Genomic DNA, 14,573 nt, shown 5'->3' with positions numbered 1-14,573 from the left:
CTTATCAGGCCATCGCTTTCTGCAAATTCTCGTCGATCTTGTCGAGGAAACCGGTGGTCGACAGCCAGGGCTGGTCGGGGCCGATCAGCAGCGACAGGTCCTTGGTCATGAAGCCGGACTCGACCGTCTGGATACAGACCTTTTCCAGCGTGTCGGCAAAGCGCTTCAGCTCGGCATTGTCGTCGAGCTTGGCGCGGTGGGCGAGCCCCCGCGTCCAGGCGAAGATCGAGGCGATCGAATTGGTCGAGGTTTCCTCGCCCTTCTGGTGCTGGCGATAGTGGCGGGTAACGGTGCCGTGCGCGGCTTCCGCTTCCACGGTCTTGCCGTCCGGCGTCATCAGCACCGAGGTCATCAGGCCGAGCGAGCCAAAACCCTGGGCCACCGTGTCGGACTGCACGTCGCCGTCATAGTTCTTGCAGGCCCAGACATAGCCGCCCGACCATTTCAGGGCGGAGGCAACCATGTCGTCGATCAGGCGGTGTTCGTACCACAGCTTCTTCGCCTTGAACTCGGCCTCGAATTCAGCCTCGTAGACTTCCTGGAAGATGTCCTTGAAGCGGCCGTCATAGGCCTTGAGGATGGTGTTCTTGGTCGACAGATAGACCGGATAATTGCGCAGCAGGCCATAGTTCAGCGAGGCGCGGGCAAACTCGCGGATGGACTCGTCCAGATTGTACATGGCCATGGCGACACCGGCGCCGGGCGCATCATACACGTCGTGCTCGATCACCTTGCCGTCCTCGCCGACGAACTTGATCGTCAGCTTGCCCTTGCCGGGAAAGCGGAAATCGGTGGCGCGGTACTGGTCACCGAAAGCGTGACGGCCGACGATGATCGGCTTGGTCCAGCCGGGCACCAGGCGCGGCACGTTCTTCATGATGATCGGCTCGCGGAAGATCGTGCCGCCAAGGATGTTGCGGATAGTGCCGTTCGGCGACTTCCACATCTTCTTCAGCTTGAACTCCTCGACGCGCTGCTCGTCAGGCGTGATCGTCGCGCATTTCACGCCGACGCCGTATTTCTTGATGGCGTTGGCCGAATCGATGGTCACCTGGTCGTTGGTGGCGTCGCGATGCTCGATGCCGAGGTCGTAATATTCCAGCTTGAGGTCGAGATAAGGGTGGATCAGCTTGTCCTTGATGAACTGCCAGATGATGCGGGTCATCTCGTCGCCGTCGAGCTCGACGACCGGGTTCGCCACCTTGATCTTCGCCATGGAAAGAATGCCTCGTTGCTGGGATGTGGGACGGCCTTGCCCGCGTGGCGTTGGGCCGGGAGATGTCGCCCGTATATCAAAGCGCTTTTGGCCACGCAAACGGCGATCGGTCACGAATTGGCCAGAGCCGTCGTCATTTGCGAATGCTTCATTTTCCCGGCCGAATATGGCAGGGGACGCTGAAATGCCGCAAACAGCAGTTCATTGACAATCATGCCCGTCACCAAAGATCCTGATAGCATTGCAGTCGCCGGCCCGGCGATCATCCTCGTCGAGCCTCAGCTTGGCGAGAACATCGGCATGGTCGCGCGCGCCATGGCCAATTTCGGTCTGTCGGAGCTGCGCCTCGTCAATCCGCGTGACGGTTGGCCGAGCGAGAAGGCACGCGCGGCGGCCAGCCGCGCCGATCATGTCATCGACGCCGTCACCGTCTTTGACGATCTGGCCTCGGCGCTCGCCGACCTGAACTTCGTCTTCGCCACCACGGCCAGGCAGCGCGACGGCTTCAAATCCGTGCGCGGGCCGGTGGAGGCGGGCAGATTGCTGCGGGCGCGCCACGTGATGGGCCAGCGCACCGGCATCCTGTTCGGACGCGAACGCTTCGGCCTCTACAATGACGAGGTCGGCCTTGCCGACGAAATCGTCACGTTCCCGGTCGATCCCGATTTCTCGTCGCTCAACATCGCCCAGGCCGCGCTTCTGATGTCCTACGAATGGATGAAGTCCGGCCTGGAAGACGAGACCAAGACCAATTTTTCCGGCCCGGACATGAAGCCGGCAAGCAAGGAGGAATTGCACGGCCTGTTCGCCTATCTCGAAGGCGCACTGGAAGCACGCGGCTATTTCCGGCCGGCACCGAAGAAGCCGAAAATGATCGACAATCTGCGTGCGGTGCTGACGCGCGCCGGTTTTGCCGAACCGGAGCTGAAGGTGCTGCGCGGCATCATCTCGTCGCTCGACAGGTTTTCGCCGGCGATGCCGCGCGGCGACGGGTCCCCTGGCGATGATCCACGGCGCTTGCCCGCGGCCGCCGCGCGGGCCCGCAAGGCGGAAGCGGCGCGCCTTGCCGGCGCCGGCAAGGACGATGACATACCGCCGCTTGGCGGAAAAGGAACCGACAATGACTGAGCGGCCGATCCTGATGTTCGATTCGGGCATCGGCGGGCTCACCGTACTGCGCGAGGCGCGCGTGCTGATGCCCGACCGCCGCTTTATCTATGTCGCCGACGACGCTGCGTTTCCCTATGGCGCCTGGGAAGAGCCGGCGCTGAGGGTGCATATCCTCGAAGTCTTCGGCAAACTGCTTGAGCGGTTTGCGCCGGCCATTTCGGTCATCGCCTGCAACACCGCCTCGACGTTGGTGATCGACGCGCTGCGCGACAGATTTCCCGAGCATCCTTTTGTCGGCATGGTGCCTGCGATCAAGCCGGCGGCGGAACGCACGCGCTCAGGGCTGGTTTCGGTGCTGGCGACGCCTGGCACCGTCAAGCGCCAGTACACGCGCGACCTGATCAGCAAATGGGCGCAGAAATGCCATGTCCGCCTGGTCGGCAGCGACAGGCTGGCGGGACTGGCTGAGATCTACATGCGTGAGGGCTTCGTCGATGAGGAGGCCGTGCGCGCCGAGATCACGCCATGCTTCGTCGAACGTGATGCGCTGCGTACGGATATCGTCGTGCTCGCCTGCACACACTACCCCTTTCTGGCCAATCGTATGCGCAAGACGGCGCCTTGGCCGGTCGACTGGCTCGACCCCGCCGAAGCGATCGCGCGCCGGGCGCTGTCGCTTCTCGCCGACATCGATCCGAGCGGTCGTGGCGAGATGTTGCCTGAAGGGCCCGACCTTGCCGTCTTCACATCGAAAAGAGCCGATTTCCCCACCCGCCGCCTGATGCAGGGGTTCGGGTTGGCGATGTCGTGATTGCGAAGCGGAACATCACGGCAGTCGTTGCGTTTTTCTCCTGATGCCAACGGGAGAAAGAGCCATGCCAGCCACCTCGAAAGCCCAGCAGAAAGCCGCCGGCGCGGCTCTGTCGGCCAAGCGCGGCGAGACCAAGAAGAGCGAACTCCAGGGCGCTTCCAAGGGAATGTACGAATCGATGAGCGAAAAGCAGCTCGAGGAATTCGCCGAGACGAAGCGCAAGGGCCTGCCGGAGAAGAAGTCGAAAGGCTAGAGTGCGGTCCGCCGTTCAAGGGAAACGCCGAAGAACACGAGCCGGAATCGAAAGCCCGCGGCCAAACCGCGGGCTTTGAAGTGATGTCGGCCGCCTGAGACCGGATTGGAGCCTACCAGCGCCCTCTGCACTGCTTGATCTTGTAGCGGATGACCTTCTTGTGGCCGTGCCGCCAGATAATTTTCTTCTTGATCACGATGCGGCAAGCCTGGTGGTGCCGGTGCCCTTGCCAATGCCTGGCCTCAGCCGGCTCCGGTGTCATGACCGCCATGGATCCCGCCAACACAGCGGCTCCTGTCAGGGTAAGGAAGAATTTCTTCATGCGAATGTAGCTCCTCTGCTCCGGTCCCTTCCTGATGCCGCTGGCGCAACCTCCCGCCACATCCGGCACTGTACTCAACCCAGAGACGCTATATCGTCGCCATGGCCTACGCCAGCCACAAGCTTGACACCGGTTAAATCTCCGTTTAATCAGCGCGCCAACACCGGGCCGCAATGCCCGGTGGTTTTCTTTATGTGCGCAAGATGGAAATCCAATTCTACTATCTTGTTTGAACTGACGTGTCCCGTGGGTTTTCCGCCGCGTTGCGTGGGAAAACCCTGTCAGGTCTCGAAAACGGAGGCCAGAGGAGGGCGCGTTTCCTTCACCCGGACCATGAGGTTCCGGGTGTGTTGTTTTGAAAAGGGAATGCGATGAGCAAGCGCGAATCCGCGAAGTACAAGATCGACCGCCGTCTCGGCGAAAACATCTGGGGCCGCCCGAAGTCCCCGGTCAACAAGCGTGAATACGGCCCCGGCCAGCATGGCCAGCGCCGCAAGGGCAAGCTTTCCGATTTCGGCCTGCAGCTGCGCGCCAAGCAGAAGCTGAAGGGGCACTATGGCGACGTTTCGGAAAAGCAGTTCCGCAAGGTTTATGAAGAGGCTGACCGCCGCAAGGGCGACACCTCGGAGAACCTGATCGGCCTGCTCGAGTCGCGTCTCGACGCGGTCGTCTACCGCGCCAAGTTCGTGCCGACCATTTTCGCCGCCCGTCAGTTCGTCAACCACGGCCACGTCAACGTCAACGGCAAGCGCGTCAACATCGGCTCGTACCGCTGCAAGCCGGGCGATGTCGTCGAAATCCGCGAAAAGTCCAAGCAGCTGGTCATCGTTCTGGAAGCGGTCGGTCTCGCCGAGCGCGACGTGCCGGACTACATCGAAGCCGATCACAACAAGATGGTCGCGACCTTCTCGCGCATCCCCGGCCTGGCGGATGTTCCGTTCGCCGTGCAGATGGAACCGAACCTGGTCGTCGAATTCTATTCGCGCTAAACGAGCGCGTTCTGCGACATCCTGCGAAGGCCGCCCGTCGAGGCGGCCTTTTCTTTGTCGGTCATGTCCGCTAATCCGGCGCTCTGGGCCATTGAAAGCGACATGCCATGAACATGCTTCCAGACATTGAAACGCTCGAACCGGTCGCCGACAGCGAAGGCGGTTTCCATCCGCTGTTCGCCGACGTGCCGTCCTCGGTCGAGTTCAACAAACTGCGCAAGCGGCTGCTGCGGCTGACCCGGCAGGCGATCGAGGATTTCTCGATGGTCAAGCCCGGCCAGCGCTGGCTCGTAGCGCTATCGGGCGGCAAGGATTCCTACGGCCTGCTCGCGGTGCTGCTCGACCTAAAATGGCGCGGGCTCTTGCCGGTCGATCTTCTGGCCTGCAATCTCGACCAGGGCCAGCCGAATTTCCCCAAACATATCCTGCCGGACTATCTCGACAGCAACGGCATTGCGCACCGGATCGAATATCAGGACACCTATTCCGTCGTCACCGACAAGCTGCCGGCGGGCAGCACCTATTGCTCGCTCTGCTCGCGTCTCAGGCGCGGCCATCTCTACCGCATTGCACGCGAGGAGGGGTGCTCGGCGCTGGTGCTCGGCCACCATCGCGAGGACATTCTCGAGACCTTCTTCATGAACCTCTTCCATGGCGGGCGTCTCGCCGCCATGCCGCCAAAACTGCTCAATGACGAAGGCGACGTCATGGTGCTGCGGCCCTTGAGCTATTGCGCCGAGGTCGATCTGGAAAAATTCGCTGCCGCCATGCGATTCCCGATCATTCCCTGCGATCTCTGCGGCAGCCAGGAAGGTCTTCAGCGCAACGCCATGAAGGCGATGCTCGAGGATCTGGAAAAGCGCATGCCGGGCCGCAAGGATACGATGCTGCGCGCGCTGTCGAACAGCAGGCCATCGCATCTGCTCGACAGAAAGCTGTTCGATTTCGCTGCCCTCAAGACCCTCACCACAAGGCAAGCCGATGACATTTGACGACACCGCGATCGACTGGCTGGCCGGCATTCTGGCCGAGGCGGCACTTGCCGAGATCATGCCGCGCTTTCGCCGGTTGGGCGATGGCGATGTCAGGCAGAAGACGTCGGCCGCCGACCTGGTGACCGAAGCCGACGTCAATGCCGAGCGGCTGATCACCGCGCGGCTGCGCGAGCGGTATCCCTCAGCGATGGTCGTCGGCGAGGAGGCCTGTTCCGACAATCCAGCGCTTTTAAACGGGTTGGGCGATGCCGATCTGGCCTTCGTCATCGACCCGGTCGACGGTACTTTCAATTTCGCCTCCGGCGTGCCGCTGTTCGGCGTCATGCTGGCGGTCGTGGTCAAGGGCGAGACTGTCGCCGGCATCATCCACGATCCCGTCGGCAAGGACTGGCTGATTGGCGCCAGGGGCGCCGGCAGCCATATCCGGCATGCGCATGGCAGCATCGAGAAGGTGCATGTAGCGGTACCCGCGCCGATCTCGGAGATGACCGGCTCTGTCTCCTGGCAATATATGGCCGAGCCGGAACGGACACGCCTGGCGCGCAACCAGACCAAGATCCTGTCGCAGTTCGCCTATCGCTGCGCCGCGCACGAATATCGCCTGCTGGCGAGCGGCCATGCCCACTTCGTCGTCTACAACAAGCTGATGCCGTGGGACCACCTGGCCGGCGTGCTGATCCATGCCGAGGCCGGCGGCCATGCGGCGCGCTTCGACGGCAGCGCCTATCTGCCCTCGCATCTCGGCGGCGGCCTGCTTGTCGCGCCGGACAAGGAAAGCTGGCACGAATTGCGCCGCGAGCTCTGGGCGCAGTAGGATCGATTGCTGCATTAGCCGAAAGCAGTACAATCTCGCGCAAATCCGGAGGCTCTCGAATGAAACCTCGGTTTGCATTTGTCGCGGTGGCTCTTGCCGCCGGTCTGTTCGCCAGTTCCCTGGAAGCAAGGTCGCAAGAGCGCAGCTGTCGCAGTACCGATCTCGTCGACACGATAAAGGAGATGTCGGACGCGATCTATGCCTGCTGGAAGCCGCCACCCGGAACCGCGGGCATGTCCCTCACGCTGCGGTTCTCGCTTCGCCGCAACGGCACGCTGATCGGCAAACCTCGCGCCACATATTCCGATCTGGGAACCGATGCCCAGCGCAGCCGGGCCTTCGTGGCATCCATCCTCAGGGCACTCGATGACGCTCTGCCATTGCACTTTTCGGACAGCATGGGCGAAGCAATTGCGGGGCGCATGCTTGCCCCTCGGTTCACGGCAGCCCTTGAAGGTGCGTCCTAATGCAAGTCGGTGATGTGCCCTGAAACGGGCGGGTTCTGTGGCTGGAACATCTTGCCGCGCTCAGCGATGAAGATCATCAGCAGCGCGGCGACCGAGACGCTGCAGAAGCCGGCGGCCAGCGGCGTCACCGTGCCGTTGAAGGCCTGGCCGATCAGCGTACCGAGAATGCCGCCGAGAAACGTCTGCATGAAACCGAGGATCGACGAAGCCGTGCCGGCCAGTTGGCCGAGCGGCTCCATGGCCAGCGCGTTGAAGTTCGCGCCGAGCGCACCGAATGGAAGCATGGCGCAGGCAAAGAAGGTGATGAACAGCCAGAGCGGCATCTTCATCTCCAGCGAAATCACCAGCCAGGCAAGGCTGATGACCAGGAACAGCAGCAACGCACTCTGCGACAGGCGGCGCATGCCGATGCGGCCGACAAGGCGCGAGTTCAGAAAGTTGGAGAAGGCGAGCACGCCCGCAACCCCAGCAAAGATGACCGGGAACATCTCGCCGACTTTGAAAATGTCGACATAGATCTGCTGCGCCGAAGCGATGAAGCCAAACATGGCGCCGAAAATGAAGGTGCTGGCGAAGGCATAGCAGATCGCAATGCGGTTGGTGAGAACGATACGAAACCCGCCGACAATGGAGTTGAGCGTCAGCGGCCGGCGATGTTCGGGATGCAGCGTTTCAGGAAGGCGCAGCAGCGACCAGGCCGAGACGAGCAGCGCACCGACGGCCATGGTGACGAAGATCCAATGCCAGGTCGCAAACAGCATGATAAATTGGCCGATGCCGGGAGCAATGACCGGTATCGCCATGAACACCATGAAGATCAGCGACATCACCTCGGCCATGCGCCGGCCGTCGAACGTATCGCGCACGATCGAGACCGCGATGACACGAGTGGCGGCTGCACCGATGCCTTGCACGGCCCGGCACAGCAGAAGTGTTTCAAAGCTTGGTGCAACGGCGGCGGCCGCAGCCGCGGCGACATAAATCACCAGCCCTGCGACCAGTGGTGCGCGACGTCCGAAGCGATCCGAGATCGGCCCGAAGAACAGCTGCCCGCCACCGAAGCCCAGAATGTAGGCCGTTATGACGTACTGCCGGTGGTTTTCATTTTCGACGCCGAGCGAGGCGCCGATCTGCTGCAGAGCCGGCAGCATGATATCGATGGCCAACGAGTTCAGCGCCATCAGCGCCGCGCACAGAGCGATGAACTCCCAGCGCGGAATGGGCAGTTTGCTTGCCGATTGCGGCGCTGGTCTTGGCTGGTCCACGGCAAGTCCGATCTTTCAAACGAAAATGCGCCGGCGGGCCGGCGCATTGGCTCGTCCTGGTCCTGGGGTCAGGACATGAAAATTGCCGAGGTGGGGTTGCCCCGGTGCCTGGTGCTCGATGCCCGAAAATCAACGTCGATTTCGGGCATGCACAAAACAGAAATCAGGCGGCGCCTTTGACGCTGACGCCCTTCTCGACGAGGAACGTCTGTAGCTCGCCAGCCTGGAACATCTCGCGCACGATGTCGCAACCGCCGACGAATTCTCCCTTGACGTAGAGCTGAGGGATCGTCGGCCAGTTGGAGTATTCCTTGATGCCCTGGCGCAGTTCAGCCGAGTCCAGGACGTTCACGCCTTTGTAGTCGGCGCCGATATAGTCGAGGATCTGGACGACCTGGCCGGAAAATCCGCATTGCGGGAAACCAGGTGTGCCCTTCATGAAAAGGACGACGTCGTTGCCCTTCACTTCATTGTCGATGTAGTCGTTGATGCCGCTCATGGAATATCCTTTCCCGCCTGTGGGAGTCAGGCTCGAAACATACCCTTCAAATAAACCCAACGATTGCTCGAAACAAGACGTTAGCCGCGCCGTGGCTGAAATGGCGCAAAGGATGAGCCGTGTTGGGCCAAGCGCTAAGGTCAGTCGGGAACGCTGGTCTGCAGCGCCAGTGCGTGCAACACGCCGCCCATATTGCCCTTCAGCGCGTCATAGACCATCTGGTGCTGCTGGACGCGGCTCTTGCCGCGAAAGCTCTCGGCCACCACCTCGGCCGCATAGTGGTCGCCGTCGCCGGCGAGATCGCGAATCGTCACCTTGGCGTCCGGAATGCCGTCCTTGATCAGTTTTTCGATGTCGTGGGCATCCATTGCCATGGCAAAATCCTGTTTCGAGCGGCCGGTAGCCGGCCATAAGATGAGAGTCGGGTGAGCCTAAAGCCTTTCCGGTCCGGATTGAAGCCGTTCTGTCCCGCCAACGGCCACACGGCTTCAGAGAAAGACTAGGCCGGTGGGCTTGCTTCATCCTCGGCAACGTCCTCGCGTGTCGAGAAAGCGCGGCCAAGGCTGAAGGCAAGCACATAGAGCGGCGCGTTGAGCAGCAGGCTGACAATGGGGAGATAGCTCGTCATTTGCCAAGCCGGCGAGAAGAACCCTTGGCCATGGCCGTCGCAGATGAGCGACGAGCCGTACTCCCACAACGCGCCCACGACCACCGTGCCGGCGAAAAGCTTGACGCAGGTGACGATGTGCCTTGCCCGTGCCGGATCCGGGAAAAGGCGGCCCCAGAGCACCAGGCAGATGATCGGGACCGCGTAGAGGAGGTTCTGCAGCGCCAGCATCGGGACGGCGCCGTTCGCCGCGGCAAGGAACTCCGCACGTGTTTCCAGCCGCATACAAACCTCGCTCGAGGTTGTCGACAGCAGGAAAAAGACGAACGGTCCCAGGAACCAGAAGAAGAACAGCGACGGCCAGAAAACGACTGCAAGCAGCGCCCGGGCAGCCAGTGTGGTCAACTAGCCTGATCCATGAAGCGCGGGAACCAGCCTTCGTGAGCCGAGGAGAGTTCGCTGACCGGGATTGCCCTGGCGTCGCCAAGCTTCAGCGCGCTGCCGCCTGTGGAGCCGATCCACGGCGCGAAGATGCCAAGCTCGCCCTGCTGCTTGCGAATGGCGTCCCATTCGTCACCATGCGGATCGATCGACAGCGTCAGCAGATAACGGCCCTGATCCTCGCCGAACCAGACCGGGATCGGGTCGGTGCCGACAAGCCCGGGGACGGTGGCGCCGATGCCGGACGCCATCGCCATTTCGGCAAGTGCCACGGCGACACCGCCATCGGAAACGTCGTGCGCCGCCGTGACGATGCCGGAGGCGATGAGCGCGCGCACATGGTCGCCGACGCGCTTTTCATGCTCGAGGTCGACCGGCGGCGGCGGTCCATCCGTGCGGCCGTGTATGTCCCTGAAATAGACCGATTGCCCGAGATGCGTTCCCCAGGACGCCGGCGCGCCGACCAGCAGGATCATTTGGCCCTCGGCCGCAAAGCCGGCCCGCACCATCTTCGACCAATCGGCGATCAGGCCGACGCCGCCGATGGTCGGGGTTGGCAGGATGCCCTGGCCGTTGGTCTCATTGTAGAGCGAGACATTGCCGGAGACGATCGGGAATTCGAGCGCACGACAGGCGTCGCCTATGCCTTTCACAGCACCGACCAGCTGGCCCATGATCTCGGGCCGTTCCGGGTTGCCGAAATTGAGGTTGTCGGTTGCGGCCAGCGGCAGAGCGCCGGTGGCGGTCAAGTTGCGCCAGCATTCGGCCACCGCCTGCTTGCCGCCCTCGTAAGGGTCAGCCTCGCAATAGCGCGGCGTCACGTCGGACGAGAAGGCGAGCGCCTTGGTCGCATGGCCTTCGACCCGCACCACGCCGGCATCGCCGCCTGGAAGCTGCAGCGAATTGCCCTGGATCAGCGTGTCATACTGCTCCCAGACCCAGCGGCGCGAAGACAGGTCGGGACCGCCGAGCAGCTTCAGCAGCGCGTCTGCAACATCGGCTTGCGGAACATCATTGGCGGCCAGCGGCGCCGGCTTCTTCGGTTCGGTCCACGGCCGGTCATATTCCGGAGCCTTGTCGCCAAGATCCTTGATCGGCAGGTTGGCAACCTCGTCGCCCTGGTGCAGCACGCGGAAGCGCAGATCGTCGGTGGTCTTGCCGACGATGGCGAAGTCGAGCCCCCATTTGTGGAAGATCGCCTCGGCTTCCTTTTCCTTTTCCGGACGCAGCACCATCAGCATGCGCTCCTGGCTTTCCGAAAGCATCATTTCGTAGGCGCTCATGCGCTCTTCGCGCACCGGCACCTTGTCGAGATCGAGCTCGATGCCGAGGTCGCCCTTGGCGCCCATTTCGACCGCCGAGCAGGTGAGGCCGGCCGCACCCATGTCCTGGATGGCGATGACGGCGCCCGAGGCCATCAGTTCGAGGCTGGCTTCCAGCAGGCACTTTTCGGTGAAGGGATCGCCGACCTGCACTGTCGGACGCTTCTCATCGATCTTGTCGTCGAATTCGGCCGAAGCCATGGTGGCGCCGCCGACGCCGTCGCGGCCGGTCTTGGCGCCGAGATAGACGACCGGCAGGCCGACTCCCTTGGCTTCGGACAGGAAGATCGCATCGGTCTTGGCAAGGCCCGCTGCAAAGGCGTTGACCAGGATGTTGCCATTGTAGCGGGCATCGAAATTGACCTCGCCGCCGACCGTCGGCACGCCGAACGCGTTGCCATAGCCGCCGACGCCGGAAACCACGCCTGAAACGAGGTGCCTGGTCTTGGGATGGTCGGGCGCACCAAAACGCAGCGCATTCATCGCCGCGATCGGCCGCGCGCCCATGGTGAAGACGTCGCGCAATATGCCGCCGACGCCGGTCGCCGCACCCTGGTAGGGCTCGATGTAGGATGGGTGGTTGTGACTCTCCATCTTGAAGACGACGCAGTCGCCATCGCCGATGTCGACCACGCCAGCATTCTCGCCCGGCCCCTGGATGACCTGAGGTCCGGTGGTCGGCAGCGTGCGCAGCCATTTCTTCGAGGATTTGTAGGAGCAGTGCTCATTCCACATCGCCGAGAAGATGCCGAGTTCGGTGAAGCTCGGCTCGCGCCCGACGAGGTCGAGAATGCGCTGGTACTCGTCGGGCTTGAGCCCGTGTGAGGCAATGAGCTCGGGGGTGATCGGCACGGAATTGGAAATGGTCATGGGCGGCGATTTTTATCCGGGACGTTGGGATTTTGAGTCCCGTCTTATCGCAAGCCTTGCGGCCGATACACCCATGGATTGACGAAAAACGACGGAAAACCGGACAAAGCCACGCAGTGTCAGGAGAAGCTGTCGTAGCCGGCGCGGCCTTCATCGAGAAGTCGCCGGATCACCGCAACGCCTTCAGCGATATCCCCGCGCTGTCTCGGCTGCGAAACGCCGAAGCGGACGCCATGGAAAACCTGCTCGGAACGGCCGGCCTTGAATTCGTCCTCGTCGTCGATCAGCACGCCGTGCTCCAGGCAAGCGTTCTTGAAGGTGCCGGAAAGCCAGGGGTCGGGCAGGGTCAGCCAGACAAAGGGCACCCTGTCATGCGACTTGAAGGCGAAGCCGGCCAAAGTCTCGCGTACGATGGCGATGCGGGCGCTGATTTCGGCGATGCTGCGCTTTCGTATCTCATCCGCCTGACCGGACAGCACCAGCCTTGTATTCACCTCCGCCAGCAGGAAGGGCATGCCGCCGGTCATCATCTTGTGGGCGACGCGGATGCGGTGGCGGTAGGCGGGCGGGCAGGAAAGCCAGCCGCCGCGCACACCGGCTGCGACCGACTTCGACAGGCCGCCCGCGACAATGGTCCTCTCAGGAGCATATTCGGCCAGCAACGGCGTCGGATCATCGGTCAGATTGCCATAGAGGTCGTCCTCGATGAGGACGACATTGTATTCGCGTGCGACATGGGCGATCGTTTCGCGGCGCGCCGCCGACAAGGTGGCCAGCGTCGGATTCTGCGCCGTCGGCATCAGGAAGATCATTTTGGGATGCTTTTGCGCGCAGACGCGCTCGAAATCCTGCGGATCGATGCCTTCATCGTCCGATGCCACCAACGCGGTGCGCCTGCCGATCAAGCCGGCACTGCGGGAAACCTGCGAGTAGGTGAGGTGCTCGAAGGCAACATAGTCGCCAGGCATGGTGAGCGCCGCGATCGCCGCCATCACCGCCGCATGGGTGCCGAGCGTGGGAACGATGGTGTCGGCATCCGGGCGAAAGGAATTGCGCGCCAACCAGCGGGCGCCGGCTTCGTACCATCGTTCGGGGAAATCCCTGGTGTAGCTCGAAATCTCATGCGGATGGTCCTGCGCCGTGCGCGACAGGACACCGGCGACAATGTCGCCCTGGCCGATATCAGGTGCTGCGGTGCTGTCGAAACGCAGCTTGCCTTTAGGCGCATCGATATAGCGCGTGCCTTCGCCGCCGACGTCCGGAGCCGGAAAATCCGGCTTCGCGCGCTGGCCGAGCACATAGGTTCCACGCCCGACCTCGCCGCTCACCAGCCCACGCTCGCGCAGCAATTGATAGGCCCGGCCGACCGTGCCGACGGTGGTGCCGATGTCGTAGGCGAGGTCGCGCTGCGGCGGCAACTTTGCGCCGGCATCGATCACGCCCCGATCGATGTCCGTCTCGATGGAATCCGCCAGCCGCTGATACAGCGGGCCGGAGCCGGCAGTGAGATCTGGAAGCCAATTTGTCATGGTGACAATTTTCTATATTGCACCGATAGATGAGTCAATACATATCAATCGCGTGCCAAAAGGGTACAATTTAGGACTTTGGCAGAAAGAAAATGAATACAATTGCGATAATACGTCATTCGAGCGCTGCATTATCGGCCCAATCGACACGCCCGTCGGCTCAGCGCGGCTTTGTCAGCCGCCTTGTGCGCGTGCTGAGGTCGCTGGCAGGATGGATCGACAACCTGCTGGATCGCCGCCGCAGCCGGTTGGCTCTGCTGGAGATGACCGACGACCAGCTCAAGGATATCGGCGTCACGCGCTGCGACGCCCACCGCGAGGGCATCAGGCCGTTCTGGGACTGACCGTGATCCCAAAAGTGGGAACCGGTTTGGGAAAGATGATGGTCCCGGGAAATCCGGACAGAAGGTCCGCACAGTTCTAACGGACCCTCGACGCCCTGGTGCGTGCAACGGCATGGTCCGCAAGGACGGCGACCACGCACAGCACGAGGAAAAGTCCGGTGATGGCTGCAGCTGAGATGACGACGCTGGTCGCGCCGTTCTTGGCGATGTTCAGGAAAGGGTAGGGCACCTCGCCGGCAAGCGGCGCCCGCACCAGCGCATAGACCAGATAAGCGATGGGATAGATCACCCACCACGAAATGTCGCTCCAGCGTGTCCGGCCGTCGGCGCCCGATATCAGCCACCACAGCACGAACAGCACCGGCGTGACGTAGTGCAGGAGAACATCGCAGAGCAGGAACAGTCCCTGCGGCTGCCAGAGTCGTGCCAGAACCGTTGCGTAGATGATGAAGACCAGTGCGATCGAAACCGCAACGCCGGTGCGCATCCGCGCCCCTGCAAAGGCCGGCAGCCAGGCATAGAAGGTGGGTGACAGCAGCGACGTGTACACCAGCACCGCGCCGATGTTGGTCAGGATGGTGAAGAAGCTGAAGACGAAAATGACGGAGCCAAGCAGGCTGCGGCCTGCTTCCATCGATGCAGGAATGCTGATGCAGAACTGCAGGATGAGCCCGGCCAGACCGATGACCAGCCCCACAATCTGCAGGAACCGGCCCATG

17 protein-coding genes are annotated in these 14,573 nt (G+C 62.3%); 8 read left to right on the top strand and 9 right to left on the bottom strand.

Annotation, left to right across the window (positions count from 1 at the left end; translation table 11 throughout):
• Positions 1-4 precede the first annotated feature (4 nt).
• A complete protein-coding gene (locus LB559_RS02210; RefSeq protein ID WP_224672944.1) occupies positions 5-1,216 on the bottom strand; it encodes an NADP-dependent isocitrate dehydrogenase in 1,212 nt (403 codons plus the stop codon).
• Positions 1,217-1,429: 213 nt separating this feature from the next.
• Between LB559_RS02210 and LB559_RS02205 the strand changes: the two genes are divergently transcribed.
• From LB559_RS02205 to LB559_RS02195, 3 genes are all read left to right on the top strand, one after another.
• Positions 1,430-2,344 (top strand): RNA methyltransferase, encoded by a 915-nt coding sequence (locus LB559_RS02205; protein ID WP_064995404.1) that lies wholly within the window; start codon positions 1,430-1,432, stop codon positions 2,342-2,344.
• A complete protein-coding gene (gene murI, locus LB559_RS02200) occupies positions 2,337-3,137 on the top strand; it encodes a glutamate racemase (RefSeq protein ID WP_064995403.1) in 801 nt (266 codons plus the stop codon). The genes LB559_RS02205 and murI overlap by 8 nt, the downstream gene beginning before the upstream one ends.
• A 64-nt stretch (positions 3,138-3,201) precedes the next feature.
• Complete coding sequence (locus LB559_RS02195; protein ID WP_013532144.1) at positions 3,202-3,390, top strand: DUF3008 family protein; 189 nt, start codon at positions 3,202-3,204, stop codon at positions 3,388-3,390.
• Positions 3,391-3,502: 112 nt separating this feature from the next.
• On the opposite strand, the gene LB559_RS02190 is transcribed toward LB559_RS02195, so the two are convergent.
• Positions 3,503-3,712, bottom strand: coding sequence for a hypothetical protein (locus LB559_RS02190; RefSeq protein WP_013532143.1), 210 nt, complete (start codon positions 3,710-3,712; stop codon positions 3,503-3,505).
• Positions 3,713-4,083: 371 nt separating this feature from the next.
• On the opposite strand from LB559_RS02190, the gene rpsD reads away from it, so the two are divergent.
• From rpsD to LB559_RS02170, 4 genes are all read left to right on the top strand, one after another.
• A complete protein-coding gene (gene rpsD / locus LB559_RS02185; protein WP_013532142.1) occupies positions 4,084-4,701 on the top strand; it encodes a 30S ribosomal protein S4 in 618 nt (205 codons plus the stop codon).
• 107 nt (positions 4,702-4,808) lie between these two features.
• Positions 4,809-5,693 (top strand): tRNA 2-thiocytidine(32) synthetase TtcA, encoded by an 885-nt coding sequence (gene ttcA, locus LB559_RS02180; protein WP_224619619.1) that lies wholly within the window; start codon positions 4,809-4,811, stop codon positions 5,691-5,693.
• The gene (locus LB559_RS02175; protein ID WP_013532140.1) at positions 5,683-6,510 is read left to right on the top strand and encodes an inositol monophosphatase family protein; all 828 of its coding nucleotides are present in this window, start codon (positions 5,683-5,685) and stop codon (positions 6,508-6,510) included. Before ttcA ends, LB559_RS02175 begins: the two co-directional genes overlap by 11 nt.
• Before the next feature lie 59 nt (positions 6,511-6,569).
• Positions 6,570-6,977 carry a hypothetical protein gene (locus LB559_RS02170; RefSeq protein ID WP_064995401.1) on the top strand — a complete coding sequence of 136 codons (408 nt, stop codon included), beginning with the start codon at positions 6,570-6,572 and terminating at the stop codon, positions 6,975-6,977.
• Here the strand turns inward: LB559_RS02170 and LB559_RS02165 are convergent.
• The 6 genes from LB559_RS02165 to LB559_RS02140 all read right to left on the bottom strand — a co-directional run bounded on the left by LB559_RS02165 (position 6,974) and on the right by LB559_RS02140 (position 13,510).
• A complete protein-coding gene (locus tag LB559_RS02165; protein WP_013532138.1) occupies positions 6,974-8,242 on the bottom strand; it encodes a multidrug effflux MFS transporter in 1,269 nt (422 codons plus the stop codon). The two genes, LB559_RS02170 and LB559_RS02165, sit on opposite strands and share 4 nt — an antisense overlap.
• Before the next feature lie 163 nt (positions 8,243-8,405).
• Positions 8,406-8,741, bottom strand: a complete 336-nt coding sequence (gene grxD, locus LB559_RS02160) for a Grx4 family monothiol glutaredoxin (RefSeq protein WP_013532137.1) — start codon at positions 8,739-8,741, stop codon at positions 8,406-8,408.
• A 140-nt stretch (positions 8,742-8,881) separates the two neighbouring features.
• A complete protein-coding gene (locus tag LB559_RS02155) occupies positions 8,882-9,115 on the bottom strand; it encodes a BolA/IbaG family iron-sulfur metabolism protein (protein WP_010909092.1) in 234 nt (77 codons plus the stop codon).
• A gap of 125 nt (positions 9,116-9,240) precedes the next feature.
• Entirely contained in the window at positions 9,241-9,753 is a 513-nt protein-coding gene (locus tag LB559_RS02150; RefSeq protein WP_024504561.1) for a hypothetical protein, read from the bottom strand.
• Positions 9,750-11,981 (bottom strand): phosphoribosylformylglycinamidine synthase subunit PurL, encoded by a 2,232-nt coding sequence (purL, locus tag LB559_RS02145; RefSeq protein ID WP_027162367.1) that lies wholly within the window; start codon positions 11,979-11,981, stop codon positions 9,750-9,752. The genes LB559_RS02150 and purL overlap by 4 nt, the downstream gene beginning before the upstream one ends.
• Positions 11,982-12,100: 119 nt before the next feature.
• Positions 12,101-13,510 carry a PLP-dependent aminotransferase family protein gene (locus LB559_RS02140; protein WP_224672943.1) on the bottom strand — a complete coding sequence of 470 codons (1,410 nt, stop codon included), beginning with the start codon at positions 13,508-13,510 and terminating at the stop codon, positions 12,101-12,103.
• Between the two features lie 92 nt (positions 13,511-13,602).
• Here LB559_RS02140 and LB559_RS02135 point away from each other — a divergent pair, with 92 nt between their 5' ends.
• Positions 13,603-13,854, top strand: coding sequence for a DUF1127 domain-containing protein (locus LB559_RS02135; protein ID WP_224672942.1), 252 nt, complete (start codon positions 13,603-13,605; stop codon positions 13,852-13,854).
• 76 nt (positions 13,855-13,930) lie between these two features.
• On the opposite strand, the gene LB559_RS02130 is transcribed toward LB559_RS02135, so the two are convergent.
• Positions 13,931-14,572, bottom strand: a complete 642-nt coding sequence (locus tag LB559_RS02130) for a Pr6Pr family membrane protein (RefSeq protein WP_013532132.1) — start codon at positions 14,570-14,572, stop codon at positions 13,931-13,933.
• Between the last annotated feature and the right edge of the window lies 1 nt (position 14,573).

This window comes from Mesorhizobium sp. BR1-1-3 (genome assembly GCF_020165455.1).
Classification (GTDB): Bacteria; Pseudomonadota; Alphaproteobacteria; order Rhizobiales; family Rhizobiaceae; genus Mesorhizobium; species Mesorhizobium ciceri.
Note: the sequence above shows the minus strand (reverse complement) of the source record. Positions and strands in the feature narration are given on the sequence as shown.

What these genes read in the sequence shown, in the direction of transcription:
- ttcA (WP_224619619.1), top strand. Translation starts at nt 4,809, where the DNA reads ATGAACATGCTTCCAGACATTGAAACGCTCGAACCGGTCGCCGACAGC.
- LB559_RS02205 (WP_064995404.1), top strand. Translation starts at nt 1,430, where the DNA reads ATGCCCGTCACCAAAGATCCTGATAGCATTGCAGTCGCCGGCCCGGCG.
- LB559_RS02140 (WP_224672943.1), bottom strand. Translation starts at nt 13,510, where the DNA reads ATGACAAATTGGCTTCCAGATCTCACTGCCGGCTCCGGCCCGCTGTAT.
- LB559_RS02130 (WP_013532132.1), bottom strand. Translation starts at nt 14,572, where the DNA reads ATGGGCCGGTTCCTGCAGATTGTGGGGCTGGTCATCGGTCTGGCCGGG.
- rpsD (WP_013532142.1), top strand. Translation starts at nt 4,084, where the DNA reads ATGAGCAAGCGCGAATCCGCGAAGTACAAGATCGACCGCCGTCTCGGC.
- LB559_RS02135 (WP_224672942.1), top strand. Translation starts at nt 13,603, where the DNA reads ATGAATACAATTGCGATAATACGTCATTCGAGCGCTGCATTATCGGCC.
- LB559_RS02170 (WP_064995401.1), top strand. Translation starts at nt 6,570, where the DNA reads ATGAAACCTCGGTTTGCATTTGTCGCGGTGGCTCTTGCCGCCGGTCTG.
- purL (WP_027162367.1), bottom strand. Translation starts at nt 11,981, where the DNA reads ATGACCATTTCCAATTCCGTGCCGATCACCCCCGAGCTCATTGCCTCA.
- LB559_RS02195 (WP_013532144.1), top strand. Translation starts at nt 3,202, where the DNA reads ATGCCAGCCACCTCGAAAGCCCAGCAGAAAGCCGCCGGCGCGGCTCTG.
- LB559_RS02190 (WP_013532143.1), bottom strand. Translation starts at nt 3,712, where the DNA reads ATGAAGAAATTCTTCCTTACCCTGACAGGAGCCGCTGTGTTGGCGGGA.
- LB559_RS02155 (WP_010909092.1), bottom strand. Translation starts at nt 9,115, where the DNA reads ATGGCAATGGATGCCCACGACATCGAAAAACTGATCAAGGACGGCATT.
- murI (WP_064995403.1), top strand. Translation starts at nt 2,337, where the DNA reads ATGACTGAGCGGCCGATCCTGATGTTCGATTCGGGCATCGGCGGGCTC.
- grxD (WP_013532137.1), bottom strand. Translation starts at nt 8,741, where the DNA reads ATGAGCGGCATCAACGACTACATCGACAATGAAGTGAAGGGCAACGAC.
- LB559_RS02210 (WP_224672944.1), bottom strand. Translation starts at nt 1,216, where the DNA reads ATGGCGAAGATCAAGGTGGCGAACCCGGTCGTCGAGCTCGACGGCGAC.
- LB559_RS02175 (WP_013532140.1), top strand. Translation starts at nt 5,683, where the DNA reads ATGACATTTGACGACACCGCGATCGACTGGCTGGCCGGCATTCTGGCC.